This is a genomic window from Salinisphaera sp. G21_0 (assembly GCF_017744115.1).
Classification (GTDB): Bacteria; Pseudomonadota; Gammaproteobacteria; order Pseudomonadales; family Endozoicomonadaceae; genus Endozoicomonas.
This window is the reverse complement of record NZ_JAGHQW010000015.1, coordinates 29711-47592: the sequence shown is the minus strand read 5'-3', so window position 1 is coordinate 47592 and position 17882 is coordinate 29711. Positions and strand designations below refer to the sequence as shown.

The 17882-nt window shown below is 51.9% G+C and carries 17 protein-coding genes; 10 read left to right on the top strand and 7 right to left on the bottom strand.

Annotation, left to right across the window (positions count from 1 at the left end; genetic code table 11):
* The first annotated feature begins 9 nt into the window (after positions 1-9).
* From J7439_RS08910 to J7439_RS08865, 10 genes are read left to right on the top strand one after another with little or no spacing between them, the layout of a single operon-like run.
* Positions 10-1575 carry a type II and III secretion system protein family protein gene (locus J7439_RS08910; protein WP_209201480.1) on the top strand — a complete coding sequence of 522 codons (1566 nt, stop codon included), beginning with the start codon at positions 10-12 and terminating at the stop codon, positions 1573-1575.
* Positions 1575-1877: a hypothetical protein gene (locus J7439_RS08905; RefSeq protein ID WP_209201479.1), complete on the top strand. Its 303-nt coding sequence runs from the start codon at positions 1575-1577 to the stop codon at positions 1875-1877. The genes J7439_RS08910 and J7439_RS08905 overlap by 1 nt, the downstream gene beginning before the upstream one ends.
* A gap of 34 nt (positions 1878-1911) precedes the next feature.
* Positions 1912-3243, top strand: coding sequence for a pilus assembly protein TadG-related protein (locus J7439_RS08900; RefSeq protein ID WP_209201478.1), 1332 nt, complete (start codon positions 1912-1914; stop codon positions 3241-3243).
* Positions 3240-3839 carry a TadE family protein gene (locus J7439_RS08895; protein WP_209201477.1) on the top strand — a complete coding sequence of 200 codons (600 nt, stop codon included), beginning with the start codon at positions 3240-3242 and terminating at the stop codon, positions 3837-3839. Before J7439_RS08900 ends, J7439_RS08895 begins: the two co-directional genes overlap by 4 nt.
* On the top strand, positions 3839-4369 hold the full coding sequence (locus J7439_RS08890; protein ID WP_209201476.1) for a TadE/TadG family type IV pilus assembly protein: 531 nt from the start codon (positions 3839-3841) through the stop codon (positions 4367-4369). Before J7439_RS08895 ends, J7439_RS08890 begins: the two co-directional genes overlap by 1 nt.
* Before the next feature lie 52 nt (positions 4370-4421).
* Positions 4422-5663, top strand: coding sequence for a CpaE/TadZ family protein (locus J7439_RS08885; protein ID WP_209201475.1), 1242 nt, complete (start codon positions 4422-4424; stop codon positions 5661-5663).
* Between the two features lie 44 nt (positions 5664-5707).
* Positions 5708-7150, top strand: a complete 1443-nt coding sequence (locus J7439_RS08880) for a TadA family conjugal transfer-associated ATPase (protein ID WP_209201474.1) — start codon at positions 5708-5710, stop codon at positions 7148-7150.
* Positions 7147-8118, top strand: a complete 972-nt coding sequence (locus tag J7439_RS08875) for a type II secretion system F family protein (RefSeq protein WP_209201473.1) — start codon at positions 7147-7149, stop codon at positions 8116-8118. The genes J7439_RS08880 and J7439_RS08875 overlap by 4 nt, the downstream gene beginning before the upstream one ends.
* Before the next feature lie 20 nt (positions 8119-8138).
* A complete protein-coding gene (locus tag J7439_RS08870) occupies positions 8139-9101 on the top strand; it encodes a type II secretion system F family protein (protein WP_209201472.1) in 963 nt (320 codons plus the stop codon).
* A 28-nt stretch (positions 9102-9129) separates the two neighbouring features.
* On the top strand, positions 9130-10287 hold the full coding sequence (locus tag J7439_RS08865; protein ID WP_209201471.1) for a tetratricopeptide repeat protein: 1158 nt from the start codon (positions 9130-9132) through the stop codon (positions 10285-10287).
* A 70-nt stretch (positions 10288-10357) separates the two neighbouring features.
* On the opposite strand, the gene J7439_RS08860 is transcribed toward J7439_RS08865, so the two are convergent.
* The 7 genes from J7439_RS08860 to leuD form a co-directional block, all read right to left on the bottom strand.
* Complete coding sequence (locus tag J7439_RS08860) at positions 10358-12625, bottom strand: motility hub landmark protein FimV (RefSeq protein WP_209201470.1); 2268 nt, start codon at positions 12623-12625, stop codon at positions 10358-10360.
* Between the two features lie 114 nt (positions 12626-12739).
* Positions 12740-13759, bottom strand: a complete 1020-nt coding sequence (locus tag J7439_RS08855; RefSeq protein ID WP_209201469.1) for an Asd/ArgC dimerization domain-containing protein — start codon at positions 13757-13759, stop codon at positions 12740-12742.
* 121 nt (positions 13760-13880) lie between these two features.
* Positions 13881-14345 (bottom strand): PaaI family thioesterase, encoded by a 465-nt coding sequence (locus tag J7439_RS08850; protein ID WP_209201468.1) that lies wholly within the window; start codon positions 14343-14345, stop codon positions 13881-13883.
* Complete coding sequence (locus J7439_RS08845) at positions 14342-14803, bottom strand: PaaI family thioesterase (RefSeq protein ID WP_209201467.1); 462 nt, start codon at positions 14801-14803, stop codon at positions 14342-14344. The genes J7439_RS08850 and J7439_RS08845 overlap by 4 nt, the downstream gene beginning before the upstream one ends.
* A gap of 139 nt (positions 14804-14942) precedes the next feature.
* Positions 14943-16064, bottom strand: a complete 1122-nt coding sequence (gene asd / locus J7439_RS08840) for an aspartate-semialdehyde dehydrogenase (RefSeq protein ID WP_209201466.1) — start codon at positions 16062-16064, stop codon at positions 14943-14945.
* 69 nt (positions 16065-16133) lie between these two features.
* Positions 16134-17216 carry a 3-isopropylmalate dehydrogenase gene (leuB, locus tag J7439_RS08835; protein ID WP_209201465.1) on the bottom strand — a complete coding sequence of 361 codons (1083 nt, stop codon included), beginning with the start codon at positions 17214-17216 and terminating at the stop codon, positions 16134-16136.
* Positions 17217-17230: 14 nt separating this feature from the next.
* Entirely contained in the window at positions 17231-17881 is a 651-nt protein-coding gene (gene leuD / locus J7439_RS08830) for a 3-isopropylmalate dehydratase small subunit (RefSeq protein ID WP_209201464.1), read from the bottom strand.
* Position 17882: the final 1 nt, after the last annotated feature.

The following is a 17882-nucleotide window of genomic DNA, read 5'->3' as shown; positions in this document are numbered from 1 at the left end:
GTGTTTACGATGTTATGTTCACCTAATCGACTTATTTTCAAGAAGCTGGCCAGAGGGTGTATAAAAGGCTGCGCACTCGGCACCCTTTCACTGTGTCTGTTATCAACCCCACTTGTACCCGGGCCTGCTTTTGCGGCCACCGCCATTGATATCTCACGGGGCAATCATCATCAGCATCAGGTGGCTATTAATCAGTCCCGACTGATCAATCTTGCGGGCAAGCCAGGCCGTATTTCTGTGGGTAATCCCGATATTGCCGATCTGTTGGTACTGGACAGTGGTCAGGTATATGTGGTTGCCAAAGCCCTGGGTCAGACCAATATTCACGCCTGGGACAGCAAAGACCGACTGCTGGCCAGTCTCAATATTGAAGTTACCCATGATCTGAATCTGCTGAAGCGCAAACTGTATCGCCTACTGCCCGGAGAAACCATTGAAGTGCGCAGCAGTGGCCGGGATATTGTGCTTTCCGGTGAAGTGTCCGATGCCATTGTTCAGGATTCTGCTATTCGCCTGGCTCAGAGCTTTGCTGCCGGCGGCACTGATGAAGATGCCAGTGTCATCAGTTTGATGAGTATTGGCGGTGCCCGACAGGTGATGCTGGAAGTTAAGGTGGCCGAGGTCCAGCGTAACCATCTCAAGCGGTTGGGCATCAAATTTAATGCCCTGACCAATGGTGGACGCTGGAGTGTTGGTGGTGCCAATGGCGGCAGCAGTTTCCCCAACCTCACCACCGGGGACAGTGGTGATACGATTCCCTTGATACAGAACGGTGGCGTCTGGGGGCCACCCTTGCAGCAGTTCACTCCGGATGATATCACCCTGCCCGGCTCAGGGCTGTTTGCCAGTCTGCTGACCGGTGACAGCCTGTTTAATCTTTATATTGATGCAGCAAAAGACAACAGCATTGCCCGGATTCTGGCAGAGCCAACACTGACCACCATGAGTGGCCGGGAAGCCAAATTTATTGCCGGTGGCGAGTTTCCGATTCCGGTCAATTCCGGTGATAATCAAGTGACCATCGACTACAAGGAATACGGCGTTGGTCTTCAGTTCCTTCCTATGGTACTGGACTCTGGTCGTATTAACCTGCAGCTGGATGTCAATGTCAGCGATATTATCAGCTATAGTGCCTCCTCTTTCGGTTTTGCCAATAACTCCAATGTGCTGGTGATTCCCACCCTGACCAAGCGCAGTGCCCAGTCCACGGTTGAACTGATGGATGGACAGACCATTGCCATTGCCGGACTGGTCAACGAAAACCTGCGGGATGTGGTGGATAAATTCCCCGGCCTGGGCGATGTACCGGTGCTTGGCTATCTGTTCCGCAGCCAGGAATTCCAGAAAGGCCAGACGGAACTGGTGATTATGGTGACACCCCGTCTGGCAAGACCATTACAGAATCCAGCGCCCTCCCTGCCTACCGATACGTTTGTGGCTCCGGATGACCGCGCCTTTTATCTGCTTGGGCAATTCCAGCCGGAAGCTCAGTCGGCAACCGATAACCCGCAGAAACGGATAGCCCATGCCGGTACGGAAGGCCAGTACGGTCATGACCTGGGAGGTGATTACTAATGATCCGGTTAAACAGTAAACGTTCCATACTTCTTCTCACCCTGGTATCAGTGACATTAACCGGTTGCGTGATGAAAGAACGGCATCACTTTACTGATGAAGCCGCTGACACCCGCCGCCTTGCCGTCAAGTCCATTATGGTCAGTCAACGGTTACACCCGAACGCCTCTGAACAGAACTCTGACAAACTGTTAAGCGGTGAAGATGGTGGCCGGGCGGCCCAAAGTCTCGGGGAATATCGGGGTAGTGAAAGTAGTGACTCATCGGAGAACAACAGTATCACTCTTGATTTAGGTAACTGACCACACAGCAGCCTTATTTTGGAAGACAGCCGTTATGCAAGATAAACGACGTTTATCCTACATTTTCATTAAACGGAAACAGCGTGGTGCTGTTGCCGTGGTGGTTGCCATTACCCTGACCGGTGTTATGGCAATGATGGGGCTGGCAGTAGATACCGGCAATATGCTTGCCCAGCGGGACAGGCTGCAGAATATGGCCAATGCCGCTGCACTGAGTGCGGCGAAAAGTCACTTCTTTCCCAATGAGACCTATAACGCACCAGAAGCCAACGCTCTCGCCACCATTCAAGCGATGGGCGGCAATACGGAATCTTTGAATATCGATATCTCTGCCCCGAAAGGAGGAAGCACCGATTTGAGCGGGCGTTTTGCCGTCAGTATTTCAGAAACAGTATCCCCGATTTTGCTGGGTCTGGCGGGTGTTGGTGATACCACGTTAACAGCGACGGCTGTCGCCGGTCCGGCACCGGAGCCTGCCTACAGCGTTGCGCCGATTATGGCCTGCACCAATAATCTGGGTAATCCCGGGCCGGCTGACACCAATGATCCACAAATCTATCACTTTCTCGAATCGTTTCTAGACGACACGGATCTGGAAAATGTGGTTGGTTTCAGAATGTTTATTGATACCACCGGTTTTGAACAACAGGTATTGAATATGCCTTTGCTCTATGAAATCACTTCCGTAATGCTAGGGAGTGGAGAAAATGTGCTGATGTATGAAGATACCCCCACCAGGGTAGTTGATGAGTTTGGTTACGACTCATGGACTCTCAGGCCCGGCACAATGCTGAACACTAGACTGGGTATTACTAATTTCGGCAATGATGTTTTCAGTGCTGATTACAATTCAACGTTCTCTTCTCAGGATGAGTTAGCCTGTGCTGATTGCAGAGAACGTGATGCCTTTTCACGGCAGTTTCGCCCAAAGGCCAATATTGATGGCAAAGTTGAGTTTTTTCAGGAATACCTGGGTTTACTTACTGAGATACTTGGACGCTGGGGCAGAGAAGTAGCTATCGCAGATTATCCCTATATCTATGCAGATTATCTTCAAGACAATGCCAATCAAAACATGCAATGCAACACAAGTGAGTGTGAAACCAACCGGCGTATTTTGAAAATGCCCGTTGCCCCCAGCTGTGGCGTTGAAGATTTGGATAACAAAGAATTTGCCTGCTTCTTTATGCTGGAACCGGCCCGTGTGTTCATTGATGATGTAGATGAAGAGCGGGGTTGGACCAACATTGATCTTGAATATCGTACAGAGTTTATTGCACAGCATATCCCCTGTCCTGCCATTACAAATGAAGAGAAGATCAGTGGTGCCTATGATGTGGTTCTCTATGATGGGCCAGGGTCATGAGCAGAGATAACGAGAACACCAACATGCAGCAAGGGATGGCAGCCGTTGAATTTGCCATGGTTTTACCTTTTTTGGTAGCACTGTTAATTACCACAGTTGAATTTGGTCGAATGTATTACAGTTATCAGCGCCTGCATATGGCAGCGTTTGATGCTGCACGTTATATCTCTGCCCGACTTCCCAGCAGTGGCCTTTTTAATCTGGAGAATTTAAAAGCTAATCTGGAAAATGAGTTACGGATTCAGGCTCGCCAGGTAGCAGTTTATGGTATTGCCAATTCTAAAGGAGATCCCGTCCTTCCCGGGTTATCTGAAAACCAGGTCCACATGAATTTTAACGCCCTTGAAGCTGTTCAAAACAGCAATACAAGCACATCAAGACAATCCCTCTGCCGGGTTCGAGCGTATCTTGAAAGCTACAACATTCTCAGTGAACTGGTAGACCAGATCAATGGCGAACGCTACTGCAGCGAAATAGACGGCAATCTGATGGTACAGATTGATTACACCTATCAACCCATTTTCAACGAAATCCCCCTGCTTGGCCTGGATCTCAGCATTCCCATGCAAGCGCAGGCATCCATGAGGGTTTTCTAATGATAGGCACCTGTTTTGATGTGTTAAAGCGACAACAGCAAGGTGTCGCCGCTGTAGAATTTGCCCTGATTGCCCCGGTGCTGTTTGCCCTGATTCTGGGCATTATTGATTTTGGTCGTATGATGTTCACCATGAACCTGCTACAGGAATCCACTCGCCGGTCTGCGGAAGCCGCTACATTCCTGTTTCCCAACGCCAGTGGTATTCAATCCGCCAAAGCGGCGGGAATGCTGAAAGCTGACGGCAGCCGCAGTGCATTAATTAATGGACTGACCACCAGTCATATTGATCTGGCCTATCTGGATGTGGATGGCGGTGTCATTGCCTCCCCGGCTAACTGTGCTGCCTATGATTCCATCCGTTTTGTCAGGGCACAACTGACCCAGGGGGATGGCGGCTATTCATTTGAATTTGTCACTCCGGTCAATCTGATGGGGTTCCCCAAAACCATGGCCATGCCCCCTTTCCAGGTTATTTTGCCCAGGGAGAGCCTGGGTTGGACAAACAGTGGTACACCGTGCAGTAGCTGATAAGCACATTACACATAACAAAGTCAGAAGACAGATGTCAGTGAGTTTACCAATGAAAAATACCAAACCAGCCAGCCGTGAATCCCTCTATCCGGAGCAAAAGCAGGAACAACTGGAAGTACTGTTAACGGGTGATTCAGAGCAATCCATGGATTGGCTGAATGCTATTCTGGCACCGGTAGTGGAGATTAATAGCCAACGCCTGTTACTGCAGAGTGAAGACACATTCACACAGTTACTCCGGAAACAACAACCGGTTGACGTGATCATTCACCGACTGGGCCAGCAACCGGAGCAACAACTTAATGCCCTGTCATCGCTGCTTCCGGTAATAAACAACACCACAGGAAAAACGACGCTGATCGTTATCGGCCCTGCCGATCAACCATTGCTGATGAGAGCCGCCATGCGGGCCGGAGCCAGTGATTACCTGCCAGAGCCATTCAGCAACCAGGAGTTGCTTTCTCTTCTGGAAACCCTTTTCGAACACCGGCAGGCCAACTCAAGCATCAGGCATGCAAGGGTAACTGCTGCGCTTTCTGCCTCCGGTGGTGCCGGTGCCACCTTTCTGGCCTGTAACCTGGCCCATATCAAGGCAACCAATCACCAGAAATGTCTATTGCTGGACCTCAACTTCAGAATGGGCTCGGTGCTGCAGTTTATGGATCTGTACAGCGATTATGGCCTTGAAGATGTACTGGCTGAATTACCGTCCCTGGATCAAACGGCGCTGGCCGGTTATCTGGCCAGACACGAGAGTGGGCTTGAGGTACTGGCCATGAAGCAGCCAGATTTGATGGCGTATTCTGACCCGGATACCGACCAGCTGGCCAGACTGCTAAAACTTCTGAAGCAGGGACGGGACGATGTGGTGATTGACCTGCCTATGTTTCCCACCAATATCAGTACCTTTATTCAGGATCAGGCAGACGATATCTGCCTGGTTATTCAGCAGGATATGCTTTCCCTTCGCAATGCCCTGCGCTGGCTGGACTTGTCGGAAAGTGAACTTGGGCTTTCCCGGGATCAATTCACTATCGTCGTCAACCGGTATCACCCCCGCCTGCCTATCAGGGTCAATGATATCTGCAACACGCTCAAGGTGGGCGAGGTTGTCACCATTCCCGGTGATTATCACCGGGTAAGCAACAGCCTCAATTCTGGTAAGCCACTGCTTAAGCAAGCCCCGAAGGCCAGTGTTACCAAAGCGGTGGTGGCTCTGCACAGCCGTTTTACCGGGCAGACTGAAGCTCCATCAAGACTGTCGGCACTGGTTAAACGCATGTTCGGTTAAACCAATAGATTAATAGCTGGAGATAAAATACAGGGATCGTATTTATGGCATTCACCTACCATCCTGAGCCTACTGTTGATAGGAAGGCAGAAAAAAAACGTCGTGAGCCCGTTATCAGCGACACTGATACAGCGCCATTGATCAAAGAGACCAGCGAAGAAGATGACCTTCAGGCCCGTCGCCTCAGGGAGTTGCAGAACCACTGGCAGCAACGGGTTCATGAAGAGTTACTGGAACGTCTTGATCTGCCCCGCCTGGGCAAGCTCCCCCATGACCAGGCCCGTCGACAAATAGAGGAAACAGGACAACAGTTGCTCAGCGCCATGAGCGCTCCCTTAAGCATGGAGCAGCGAGGAACCATTCTCAGTGAGATTGTTGATGAATTGCTGGGGCTGGGTCCCCTTGAGAAATTACTGCGCAGCGAGGATGTGTCGGATATTCTGGTCAATGGCGCAGAGACCATCTACATGGAAAAGCAGGGAAAGCTGACACTGACCGGCTTAAGCTTTCGCAATAATGAGCACCTGCTGAATGTCATCGAAAAAATTGTCGCCCAGGTTGGCCGTCGTATTGATGAATCGTCGCCTATGGTGGATGCCCGATTGCCCGATGGTTCACGGGTAAACGCGATTATTCCGCCATTGGCACTGGATGGTCCCTCCCTCTCCATTCGCCGTGCCACCGTTGACCGGATGAGCCTTCTGCACCTGGCGGAACTGGGTGCCATGGCACCACAAATGGCCCGAACCCTGGAGGCCATGGTCAGGATGCGCTTGAATATCCTGGTCTCCGGTGGCACCGGCACCGGGAAAACCACTTTGCTTAATGCCCTCTCTGGCTGTATCCCTGAAGATGACCGCATCATCACCATAGAAGACTCTGCCGAACTGCAACTGCAGCAACCCCACGTGGTCCGCCTGGAAACCCGTCCTGCCAATCTGGAAGGCAAAGGGGAAATTAACCAGCGTGAGCTGGTCAAAAACAGTCTGCGGATGCGACCGGATCGTATTGTGGTCGGTGAGGTCCGGGGAGCCGAGGCCCTGGATATGCTCACGGCCATGAACACCGGGCACGATGGCTCCCTGACCACGATCCATGCCAATACACCCAGGGATGCCCTGCAACGCCTGGATAATATGGTACAGATGACTGGCCTGGCATTTTCCCAGCAATCCCTCCGGCAGCAGATCGCTTCTGCCATTGACCTGGTTGTTCAGCTGGAACGCATGGAAGACGGTAAACGTCGCATTGTGAGTATTCAGGAAGTGAACGGAATGGAGCAGGATATCATTACCATGACCGAGATTTTCCGCTTCCAGCGCCGAGGCCATGACGAGTCCGGTCAGGTTACCGGTGTTTACAAGGCAACCGGTCTCGTGCCTGAACTGTATAACCGTCTGGCACTGTACGGTATTGAACTGTCCAGGGATGTCTTTGATACCGAATGGCAGTATGGCCCATCAGGTGAGCTGGGAGTTGCCACATGAATCCACAACTGATATTTGCCCTGTTGGTATTTATTGCTGTTTTTGCTTTGCTCAGTTCACTGACTATCCCTCTGGTTAGCGAGAAGCGTGAAGTCCGACGTCGTTTAAAGAAACGAATGCATCGCCTTGAACTGGCAGACCATACACCGACTCTGCAGCGGATTCTGCGCGAAAAATATCTGAGAAACCTGAAACCCTGGGAACGTCGACTGGAAGAGCTTCCCCTGATGGAACGTCTGGGCCTGTATACCGAACAATCTGGCCGGGAAATGCTGGCGCACAGACTGGTGGCCACCGGTTTGCTTGCGGGGATCACGGCCTGTTTTATTCTCTGGTTTTTCACCGGCTCCCCAGCACTTTCCTGGACCGCCTTTGCCGTGGGCACCGGGTTTCCATTTGTCCGGGTGATGATGGATCGGAAAAAACGCCTGGACCGTATTGAGGAACAGCTGCCGGATGCCATAGAGACCATGGTAAATGCCCTGAGGGCCGGACACCCCTTTATTGAAACAGTCCGCATTGTATCGGAAGAACAGGCCAATCCACTGGCTGGGGAGTTCGCCCTGACCTTTGCCGACATCAACTACGGCAATGATATGCGGCGAGCGTTGCTTGCCATGCTACAGCGGGTACCTTCAGTAGCCATGATGATGCTGGTGGTGTCAATACTGGTGCAGCGGGATACCGGCGGAAATATTACTGAAGTGCTGGGCAGGATTAATCAGCAGATGCGGGAACGCTTTCGTTTTCAGCGCCGGGTCAGAACCCTAAGTGCTGAAGGGCGTATGGGTGCCTGGGTACTAAGTCTGCTGCCATTTGGCATGTTTGGATTACTGTATGTCATTAATCCCGGTTACCTGACGCCGCTGCTGGCAACCGAAAGTGGTAATAATCTGTTGATGACGGCGCTGGGCATGATCGTTATGGGCGTTCTCTGGATTCGACAGCTACTGAAAGTCCGTATGTAGCGAAATATTTGGGAGTGGTTATGGAAAACCTGTTAACCGAATTACAGATTGCCCTTGGGGATATGCAGGCAGGCCGACTGGTGCTTTTAACACTGATTTCCCTGTCCGTCGCGACACTGTTGATGGGCGTGTACACCTTTGCCACTGGCATGACCGATCCGGTTCGCCGTCGTTTGAAACAAATCTCCGATATCGAAAGCCGAACCGCACCGGTCGGAGTGGATATGTTTCAGGTTTTGCGTCCGATACAGGCTTACATTCTGCCCAAAGATAACTGGGAACGCAGTCAGGTACAGGCCCGTCTGGTTCAGGCTGGCTGGCGTGCGGACAGTGCCTTATGGGTATTCTACGGGTTAAAAGTGATACTGGCCGTCGGTTTGCCCATTATCGTATTGTCGGTGTGCGCCCTGGTGGTGGAGAAAATGTCTTTCCAGCTCTGGCTGTTTGCCTTTTCGGGCAGTGCCTGGCTGGGCATGATGCTACCCAACCGGATACTCACCGGCTTGATTCAACGGCGGCAGCAGCGGATACGCCTTGCCATTCCGGATGCGTTGGATCTACTGGTGGTGTCTCTGGAAGCAGGCCTTGGTCTGCGCAGCGCTATACAACGACTGTCTGATGATCTCTACATCAGCCATCCGGAACTGGCCAACGAACTGGAGCTGGTCAATGCGGCCATGCGTGCGGGTGTTCCGTCCGATAAGGCGCTTCAGGATATGGGCATGCGCATCCGGTTGAAAGAGGTGGACGGCCTGATCAGTACACTGAGTGACAGTATCCGGTACGGCTCCAGTATTGCCGATACCCTCAGAACATTTTCAGAAGATTTCCGGGACCGGCGGATTCAGTCTGCGGAAGAGCAGGCGGCCAAAATTGGCACCAAAATGATCTTTCCCCTGATTCTGTTTCTGCTGCCCGCCTTTTTCCTGGTGGCGGTTGGGCCGGCAATCATGCAGCTGATCGAGTCATTCAGCCAGTTTTAACCGACACACTACCAATAGCAAAGAAAATATGCATCGGGAAGTTACCATGCCGTTATCCATACCCGCTTTACTGCAACGCTGCTTACCAACCGAAAAGTACGGTTACCCATTACTGATATCTACTCTGTTATTGGCTGGCTGCCATGGACTGCCGCAAAAGACATCGACGGACTCCGTTGCTGCAACAGCTCAGACGCCAGAACTTTATCAGGGTACATTGACTGCAGAGATGCTGGGTATTGAACAGAGCCTGACCATGGAGCAGGCTCTGATGAAGGGGGATATTGCCTGGTCCGGGGGAGAAACGGATCGGGCAGCGGCCTACTATGTCAGAACCATTGAGCTGGCAAACAATGCTATAAAGGCTGAATTACCAGATGCGCTCAACCCCGGAATGGAGAATGCGGAAATAAAAGAGACAGATAACGCCAGGGATCAGGGTTATCTGGCCAGCCTGAAACTGGCAGGACTTTACCAGCAGACAGGGCAGCAAGCGCTGGCAGAGCGTATTTACCAACAGGTGGTGAACGATCATCCCTACCCTGTTGCGGCGTTGGAAGCTCTGGGGCTCACCAGGCTGCAAGGCAGGCAAAATGAACAGGCAGAGGCACTGCTCAACAGGGCAGTGTCACTTTGGCGACAGTTGTCTGAAGATATTGGTGAGCATTCTGAACGTAATGCGATGACTGGCTATCAGCCAATACGATCACTCAATGCTCTTGGCGTTCTTGCTGATCTGAGCAAAGATTACCAGCGGGCAGAACGCTTTTATCGGGAGGCACTGACCCTCACCCCTAATGATCCAACCCTGCTTAATAACCTGGGGTATTCACTGTACCTTGCCGGTCAGTGGCCACAGGCGGAAAGCCACTTCAGAAAAGCGCTGAATATCAAGCCCGGCTATGGTCGTGCCAGCCGTAATCTTGCCTTGCTATACCTTCGTCAACATCAACAGGAAGAGGCCATCTCATTGCTCAACACCACCATGAAGTCTTGGGAGGCCTTTAATGATGCGGGTTATCTTTCGCTACTGGCGGGAAATCAGGCGTTAGCAGAACAACTGCTTAAACAGGCACTGGATCACTCGCCCAGCCATTATGAGCTTGCCTGGAAAAACCTGGGCAAGGTGCAGCAGGTGAATGAGTCTTTATCAAGTCCAGCAGACAACCTGAACCCTGATCAGTAGGCTGCCTTTAGGAAAATGTCTCAAAAAAAAGAGCTCACAAGAGCTCTTTCAGAAGCAGAGATCAATCCGATCAACTGGTTCCGGCATTCTGCATAAGTAACATAGCTTCCTGCTTCTGTTCATCACTGCCCTGCTCCATAACTTCCTGCAGGATTGCCGAGGCCCCTTCGCTGTCTCCCATATCCATATAAGCCCTTGCCAGATCAATCTTGGTGGCAACCTCATCGCCTTCGGAGAGGAAGTCCAGATCATCATCCAGAGAAGCTTCAAGGTTGGAACCACCCTCATCGGAGAAAGCGGCCTGACTATCCCGGGCAAGCACATCGTCTGACTCAACACCAAAATCAAGGTCATCCAGATCATCAAGCTCACTGGTCTCAAACTGTTCAGCGGCTTCAGGCTCTTCATCCAGATCAAAATCATCCAGATCAAAGTCCAGGTCATCCAGAGAGTCAAATCCCTGCTCATCACCATCCAGCTCAAGGCCATCCAGATCAAGGTCTGGCATCTCATTGATCTGGTCCGGCGCTGAAACACCTTCAAATGCGTCAGAGAACCGTGCCTTGAACACCTCCGCTGCACGCATGGCAGCATGATCACCGGTTGCCTCCAGATCAGCCAGGACCTGGTTGAACTTTTCAAGATCACCACTTTCTGAATGAACCTCAAGAAGTTTCAGCTTAAGGTCAGATCTTCCCGGTTCATTCAAGATTGCCTGAGTCAATAGTTCCTCAGCCTGATCCAGGCGACCATAGGCAATATAAATATCGGCTTCACTCAGCGGGTCTTCGGTCTGCCCAGTGGTTTCCCCATCAGCGTCTACTTCATTAATGATCGAATCATCGATGGCCAGCGCTTCATCAAACTTAAGCTCATCCTCTGCGCTGGGAGAGGCTGTTGGCTTTGGGGAGGCATCAATCGGTGCCTCCTTATTCAAATTGACAGGTTGAATGTCAACATCTTCATCGTCCAGCGCTTCCTGCTGTTTCCTGCGCCGCTGATAAAAGAGCCAGCCAGCGCCTCCCAAAGGTATCAAAGCCAGCAGGAGCATAATCAGAGGGTTACCAAAGAGCGTAGCCATCATGCCCGGCCCGGATGCTGTCTCTGCCTGACGCTGGGTGGGTAACGACCGGGACTGGTTCTGCAAGGCCGCCATTTGATCGTCTTTCAGGGCAACCAGGCGCTTCAGGGTAGCAATCTGATCATCCAGATCTTTCAACCGGCTCTTGAGCTCGGCATTCTCCCGGCTCAGCTTATCAAGCTGTTCACGGGTCATGGCCAGCTCGGTCTGCAACACGGCATTGCCACCGGCGGCATCGCCACCGAGATCCTGTCCACGCCCGCTGGCTGCATCACCGGAAACGATGGCCAGCTGACCATCCAGAGACTTGCGGGAATCCGAGGCGATGGATGATGTTCGCCTGGTAGCATCCAGTTGCGCAACCTGGCTGCGCCCCCGCCACTCACGATTCTGTCTGGATACATCAGCAACGGCTTCACGGACCGTCAAACGGGTCATCTCATTACGACCCGGAATCCGCAGGACCTGCCCGCTCTTGAGGCGATTAATATTGTTATCAATAAATGCCTGTGGGTTGCCACGCTGAATCGCCAGCATGGTTTGCTGTACCGTCACTTCGGAGTCGGGGCGCACTTTCTCAGCGATTTCCCAGAGGCTGTCATTTCTGTTCACCCGGTAAGTCCCGGGTGTGCTACCGGGCAGATCTGAAGAGGCGTCATCGCGACGGGAGGAGACCCGCTGGACCTGTTGCCGCTGAATGGAGTCACGATATTCAATGGTTTCCTGTGACGGCGTATAGTTGCGGTTTATCCGGTTACCATTGACCCTTGGCGGCTGGTCCCACACAGGGTTAGTCCCATAATGGGGCGGAATGGATGCGGGCTTGACAACAGGGGCTGAAGTTTGACCATTGAAAGCTGGAGGATCAAGAAGAAGCGTATATTCCTTCAACAGGCGACCACTTGGCCAGTGCACCTCCACCAGGAAATTCAGATAAGGCTCATGGACCGGGCTGTCACTGGTGACCTTGATCAAACCTTTGCCATCAGGGCCAACTTTGGTGGTAAACCGCAGATTATTCAAAATGAAAGGACGTTCAACACCGGCCCGCTCAAAGTCTGTTTTGCTGGCCAGGTTAGAGAGGATCTCGTTGCGAGTGAGATCATTGACCTGCATTAACTCTATCTCAGCCACCAGGGGCTGATTCAAAGCTGAATACAGCTTCACCTCCCCCAGACCCAGCGCATGGGAATTCATTGCAGCGATTCCCCCTGCCAGCGCTGACATCACTACGACAAGTTTTTGCAGTTTCATCATGAATCCTTGTTTTATGCTTAGACTGTTTGAGCCCCTTCTGCCTTCAGCTGTAGAGAAAGCAGCCCCCCCCCTTTCTCGATACAGCGAGGAACCCCAAGCAGTTAAACTAAGTTATCACTTAGCAAAGTCTTTTATCAATAACCCAATTAATTCAACAGCATGAACAGCACTACTCTTGAAGCTATCGGCCACCATCCAGAAACTCAAGTCGGTTGCATAATCTGATTGTTGCCGGAGTTTGCCAATATGCAGCTGATCACTTCCCGCAGTGTCTTCAAGGGTAGGCATGCCAAGGCCATCTGCCGCTACTATTTCAGGGAGTTCTGATAGTAAAGACTGTATTTCCTGAAAATCAACCGGTTGGACAGTATCCAGATCAACAACATAACTGTCACCGAAAAATACCGGGGCTGTGATGCAGGTCACACGGATGTCCAACTCCTCTCCCAAAGCCACCAGCAGCTCATTGCGCATATTGGCTTCATTGCCGATTTTCTCACCCTCTTCGGCATCAACTTCCGGAATCAGGTTGTAGGCCAGGCGAGCGGAAAAATCACCATGCTCTGCCGGCTTGCCGTTCAGCAGCTCAATGGTTTGCTTACGCAGGGCATCGACACCCTTTGTACCAAGGGCCGCCACCGGCTGCATAACCACCAGATTGATACGGCTGAGAGTAAACCGCTGGTGCAGCTTTTGCAGCAGAGGGAGTAAGCAGGCAACGGCAGATCCGGGTACGGCAAAGTAACGGTTATCTATCGCCTCTTCGATAAAATGCCTGTTCAAGTCAACCATCACCGGCACGGTATAGCCCTGGGATGCAGCCCCTTTTGCCGCATCAATAATAACACAGCCACTCTCAACTGCCCGGGTCATCAACTGGGCATTTCGCTGACACCCGGCGGGCATCACCAGAAAATCAGTGGTGGAAAAGTCGGCTTCCTCAGCAGGAATAAATTCCAGTGTTTCGCCATGAAACTCAACGGAACCTGAAGCCTGTGCAGACTCCACGAGCGGATAAAGGCTCATTACCGGTAGCGGCTTACCATCAAACAGTGATTCTTCCAGTTGCCGAACCAGAGTTTCACCGGCCAGTGTGTCGGCAGCGTAAATAGCGATATTGTATGTTCGGTTCATGGATAAAAGGCCCCGCAAGCCAGAGAAAGTATGGGCATCGTTGACCTTGTGTCAGCCAGCACCACATAAATGATAAAAAACCATCGACTTTATACAGGGCGTTGATATCAGGCAAGCAGTTTCAGGCCGTTCCCCTGGAAAGTTTGAAATGCCCCCGGGCGATGGCTATTGGTAACTCCCTTTTACTCTGCCAGGCGGTCACGGCCACATTGGCCACCCTGGCCCCCTGTCGACAGACCTCACAGTGGGCAAAGATATCCCTTGGCTGCCCCGAGCGCAGGTAATCAATGGAAAAGTCAATAATTTTGGGCAGCCTCGGCTCTTCCATAAACAGCATTAAATGCAGAGCCGCAGACATCTCCATAAAACCACCAATCACCCCACCATGGATGGCAGGCAGCAGGGGGTTACCAATATTGCTCATCTGATTCGGCAGGGTAAACAGGGCATCATCGCCCATCGGCGTGCACTGCATACCGATCATACTGGCATAGGGAATACCACTGGTCAGAACACTGTATTCTCTTGACTCCCGGACATCCTTAATAATGCTGGCAAACCCTGATTGTTCGATCTGGTCCTTCATTGCATATACTCCTGCACTGGCTTCATGGAGTGTTGTCCTATTCGCATAAAGGTGCCTACGACATGGGCAATGGGTTGATCACGGTGTTCCTGGTAGGCAACACCGCGGGTAAAGACCATGGAACGGGTTATATGATAAGCCTCGGCAAATGCCCGGACCGGCTTACCGGGCTGAGCAGTGGTCATATGGTCAATACGCAGATCCAGTGTCGGGCAGGCTTCCAGCTGCTCCATACGGGTGTACACGGAAATGCCGCAACAGGAGTCCATCAGGGTGGTAATGGCACCAGAGTGAATGACGCCGGTTTCCGGGTTGCCTATCAGCCGGTTGTCGCAGGGCATTTCCAGTTCAATGCCGTTACGATCCGCTTTGACCAATGACATATTCAAATGCAGGCAGTGGGGAATAACTTTGACAAAGTTGCTGGCAAAGTCTGTTAGCTGTTGTTCCGTTAACATAATTAATTCATTTTTTCTGATTATTTGTTATTTATACAGAGGCAGCAAGACACGAAGTAACGGGAATGTTTCATGTCTTTCACCTTAGTGTGAAATCTCTGTAGTCTATGGAACTCTATTTCAATGCAGGAGCAGACACTCAGAGCAATATGGTCAACATACGACGCAGTGGCTCTGCCGCTCCCCACAACAGCTGGTCACCCACAGTAAATGCCGTCAGATAGTCAGGTCCCATATTCAATTTGCGCAGGCGGCCAACCGGAATATCCAGACGGCCGGTGACCGCTGCGGGTGTCAACTGATGCATGGTCTCTTCCCGGTGGTTTGGAACCACGGATACCCAGTCATTGGCACCGGCAATCATCGCCTCAATATCCGCCATGGGAATATCGTTACGCAGTTTGATGGTCAATGCCTGACTGTGACAACGCATGGCACCAATGCGAACGCAGATACCATCCACAGGAACCGGAGAAGCCTGATGCCCGAGAATCTTATTGGTCTCGGACTGAGCCTTCCACTCTTCGCGGCTCTGGCCATTCTCCAGCTCTTTATCGATGTAAGGAATCAGGCTGCCTGCCAGTGGCACACCAAACTCACTTTGCGGAAGATCAGCGCTTCTCAATAAGGAAGAGGTCTTACGATCAATATCCAGAATGGCACTGGCCGGGTCAGCCAGCTCGGCAGCAACATTGCTCTGGATAGAGCCCATCTGGCTGATCAGCTCACGCATGTTTCTGGCACCGGCCCCACTGGCTGCCTGATAGGTCATGGCACTGACCCACTCCACGGCATTGTGCTGAAAGAGCCCACCAATGGCCATCAACATCAGGGAAACCGTGCAGTTACCACCGATAAAATTTTTGACACCGTCATTCAGCGCACGGTCAATCACAGCACGGTTGACGGGATCAAGAATAATCACAGCATCGTCGTTCATCCGCAGGGAGGAAGCGGCATCAATCCAGTATCCCTGCCAGCCATTGTCACGCAATGGCTGAAAGACTTTGCCGGTATAATCGCCACCCTGGCAGGAAATAATAACGTCCATTTCTCTGAGAGCGTCTATATCATGGGCATTCTGAAGGTCGCCCACAGGCACGCCAACATCGGGTCCGGGCTGACCCAGTTGTGAGGTGGTGAAGAAGACCGGCTCGACACCCTTGCCCTGTAAACGGGCAAAGTCGTTTTCTTCCTGCATACGCTCCATTAATACGGAGCCCACCATGCCTCGCCAGCCAACAAAACCTACTTTTTTCATACTGCGCTCCCCCGAAAAAACAGCCCCTGCTCAAAACAGACAACAGAAGCCGCCAACATTATATATTTGTTATGCATTTAACAAACAGTCAACAACCGCATCACCCATTGCAGCGGTGCCCACCAACTGACAACCTTCAGAGGCGATATCCCCGGTACGATAGCCTTTATCCAGAACACCGCTGACCGCTTTTTCAATGGCATCCGCTGCGGCAGCTTCGGCCAATGAATAGCGAAGCAACATCGCCAGGGACAAAATCTGCGCCAGAGGGTTCGCCTTGTTCTCCCCGGCGATATCCGGTGCCGAACCATGCACAGGCTCATACATCCCCTGGTTCTTTTCGTTCAGGGAGGCTGATGGCAACATACCAATCGAGCCGGTCAACATCGCTGCACAGTCGCTGAGGATGTCGCCGAACATATTACCGGTCACCATCACATCAAACTGTTTCGGTGCCCGAACCAGCTGCATGGCGGCATTATCAACGTACATATGGCTCAGCTCAACATCGTTGTAACCGGCAGACTCGGCAATAACCACCTCCCGCCAGAGACCGGTCACTTCAAGCACGTTGGACTTATCCACCGAACAGAGTCGTCCACTCCGCTTCCGGGCTGCCTCAAAAGCCACCCTGGCGATACGACGGATTTCAGACTCCCGATAGACGTAGGTGTTATAACCTTCCCGTTCGCCATTTTCCAGGGTACGGACGCCACGGGGCTCACCAAAATAGATACCCCCGGTCAGCTCCCGCACAATAAGAATATCCAGACCAGCCACCAGCTCTGGCTTCAAACTGGACGCTTCGGCCAGTTGCGGGAAAAGCATGGCCGGACGAAGGTTGGCAAACAGGTCCAGTTCAGAGCGTAGTTGCAACAGCCCTTTTTCAGGACGGTTCGCCATGGGTTGATCATCCCACTTCGGACCACCCACCGCACCGAACAGAATCGCATCGGCGTGCCTGGCCAGCGCCAGGGTTTCATCGTTCAGCGGAACACCATATTGATCAATGGCCGCACCGCCAACCAGACCATGACTGACTTCAATATCGAGCCCAAAACGCAGTTTGGCCGCATCCAGTACTTTCAGGGCCTCAGCCATAATCTCAGGGCCGATGCCATCACCTGGAAGACATAACATCTGCTTGCTCATGAAAAGCTCCGCTGTTAATTATTTTTACTGGCGAACAGCCAGGGGTTATCTGCTTTATAACGCTGTTCGAAATTGCGGATCTGATCCGCATTCTGCAGGGTCAGACCAATATCATCCAGACCGTTGACCAGGCAGTGACGACGAAATGCATCAATGCTGAATGGCAACTCTGTACCATCAGGCTTAACCACCACTTCACGCTGGAGATCCGCCGTCAGCTGATACCCTTCACTCGCTGCCACTTCCTGGAACAGCTGCTCTACCACCTCGTCCGACAGGGTGATGGGGAGAATGCCGTTTTTAAAGCAATTGTTATAAAAGATATCCGCAAAACTCGGCGCGATCACACAGCGGAAACCAAAATCATCCAGGGCCCAGGGGGCGTGTTCCCGGCTGGAACCACAGCCAAAATTCTGCCTGGCCAGCAGGATGGACACGCCCTGAAAACGGGGCTGATTCAGGACAAATTCCGGATTCAGTGGACGTTTAGTGCAATCCTGCCCCGGATAACCTTCGTCCTGATAGCGGAGTTCATCAAACAGATTGACACCAAAGCCGGTGCGTTTGATGGACTTGAGAAACTGCTTGGGAATGATCATGTCCGTATCCACATTGGCACGATCCAGGGGAGCCACTAAACCCTGATGAACGGTAAAAGCCTGCATG

Bases quoted from the DNA above. Each gene is read 5' to 3' on its own strand.
- J7439_RS08890 (WP_209201476.1), top strand. From the start codon at position 3,839: ATGATAGGCACCTGTTTTGATGTGTTAAAGCGACAACAGCAAGGTGTC.
- J7439_RS08870 (WP_209201472.1), top strand. From the start codon at position 8,139: ATGGAAAACCTGTTAACCGAATTACAGATTGCCCTTGGGGATATGCAG.
- J7439_RS08860 (WP_209201470.1), bottom strand. From the start codon at position 12,625: ATGATGAAACTGCAAAAACTTGTCGTAGTGATGTCAGCGCTGGCAGGG.
- leuD (WP_209201464.1), bottom strand. From the start codon at position 17,881: ATGCAGGCTTTTACCGTTCATCAGGGTTTAGTGGCTCCCCTGGATCGT.
- J7439_RS08865 (WP_209201471.1), top strand. From the start codon at position 9,130: ATGCATCGGGAAGTTACCATGCCGTTATCCATACCCGCTTTACTGCAA.
- J7439_RS08900 (WP_209201478.1), top strand. From the start codon at position 1,912: ATGCAAGATAAACGACGTTTATCCTACATTTTCATTAAACGGAAACAG.
- J7439_RS08885 (WP_209201475.1), top strand. From the start codon at position 4,422: ATGAAAAATACCAAACCAGCCAGCCGTGAATCCCTCTATCCGGAGCAA.
- J7439_RS08895 (WP_209201477.1), top strand. From the start codon at position 3,240: ATGAGCAGAGATAACGAGAACACCAACATGCAGCAAGGGATGGCAGCC.
- J7439_RS08910 (WP_209201480.1), top strand. From the start codon at position 10: ATGTTATGTTCACCTAATCGACTTATTTTCAAGAAGCTGGCCAGAGGG.
- leuB (WP_209201465.1), bottom strand. From the start codon at position 17,216: ATGAGCAAGCAGATGTTATGTCTTCCAGGTGATGGCATCGGCCCTGAG.
- J7439_RS08850 (WP_209201468.1), bottom strand. From the start codon at position 14,345: ATGAAGGACCAGATCGAACAATCAGGGTTTGCCAGCATTATTAAGGAT.
- J7439_RS08875 (WP_209201473.1), top strand. From the start codon at position 7,147: ATGAATCCACAACTGATATTTGCCCTGTTGGTATTTATTGCTGTTTTT.
- J7439_RS08880 (WP_209201474.1), top strand. From the start codon at position 5,708: ATGGCATTCACCTACCATCCTGAGCCTACTGTTGATAGGAAGGCAGAA.
- asd (WP_209201466.1), bottom strand. From the start codon at position 16,064: ATGAAAAAAGTAGGTTTTGTTGGCTGGCGAGGCATGGTGGGCTCCGTA.
- J7439_RS08845 (WP_209201467.1), bottom strand. From the start codon at position 14,803: ATGTTAACGGAACAACAGCTAACAGACTTTGCCAGCAACTTTGTCAAA.
- J7439_RS08905 (WP_209201479.1), top strand. From the start codon at position 1,575: ATGATCCGGTTAAACAGTAAACGTTCCATACTTCTTCTCACCCTGGTA.
- J7439_RS08855 (WP_209201469.1), bottom strand. From the start codon at position 13,759: ATGAACCGAACATACAATATCGCTATTTACGCTGCCGACACACTGGCC.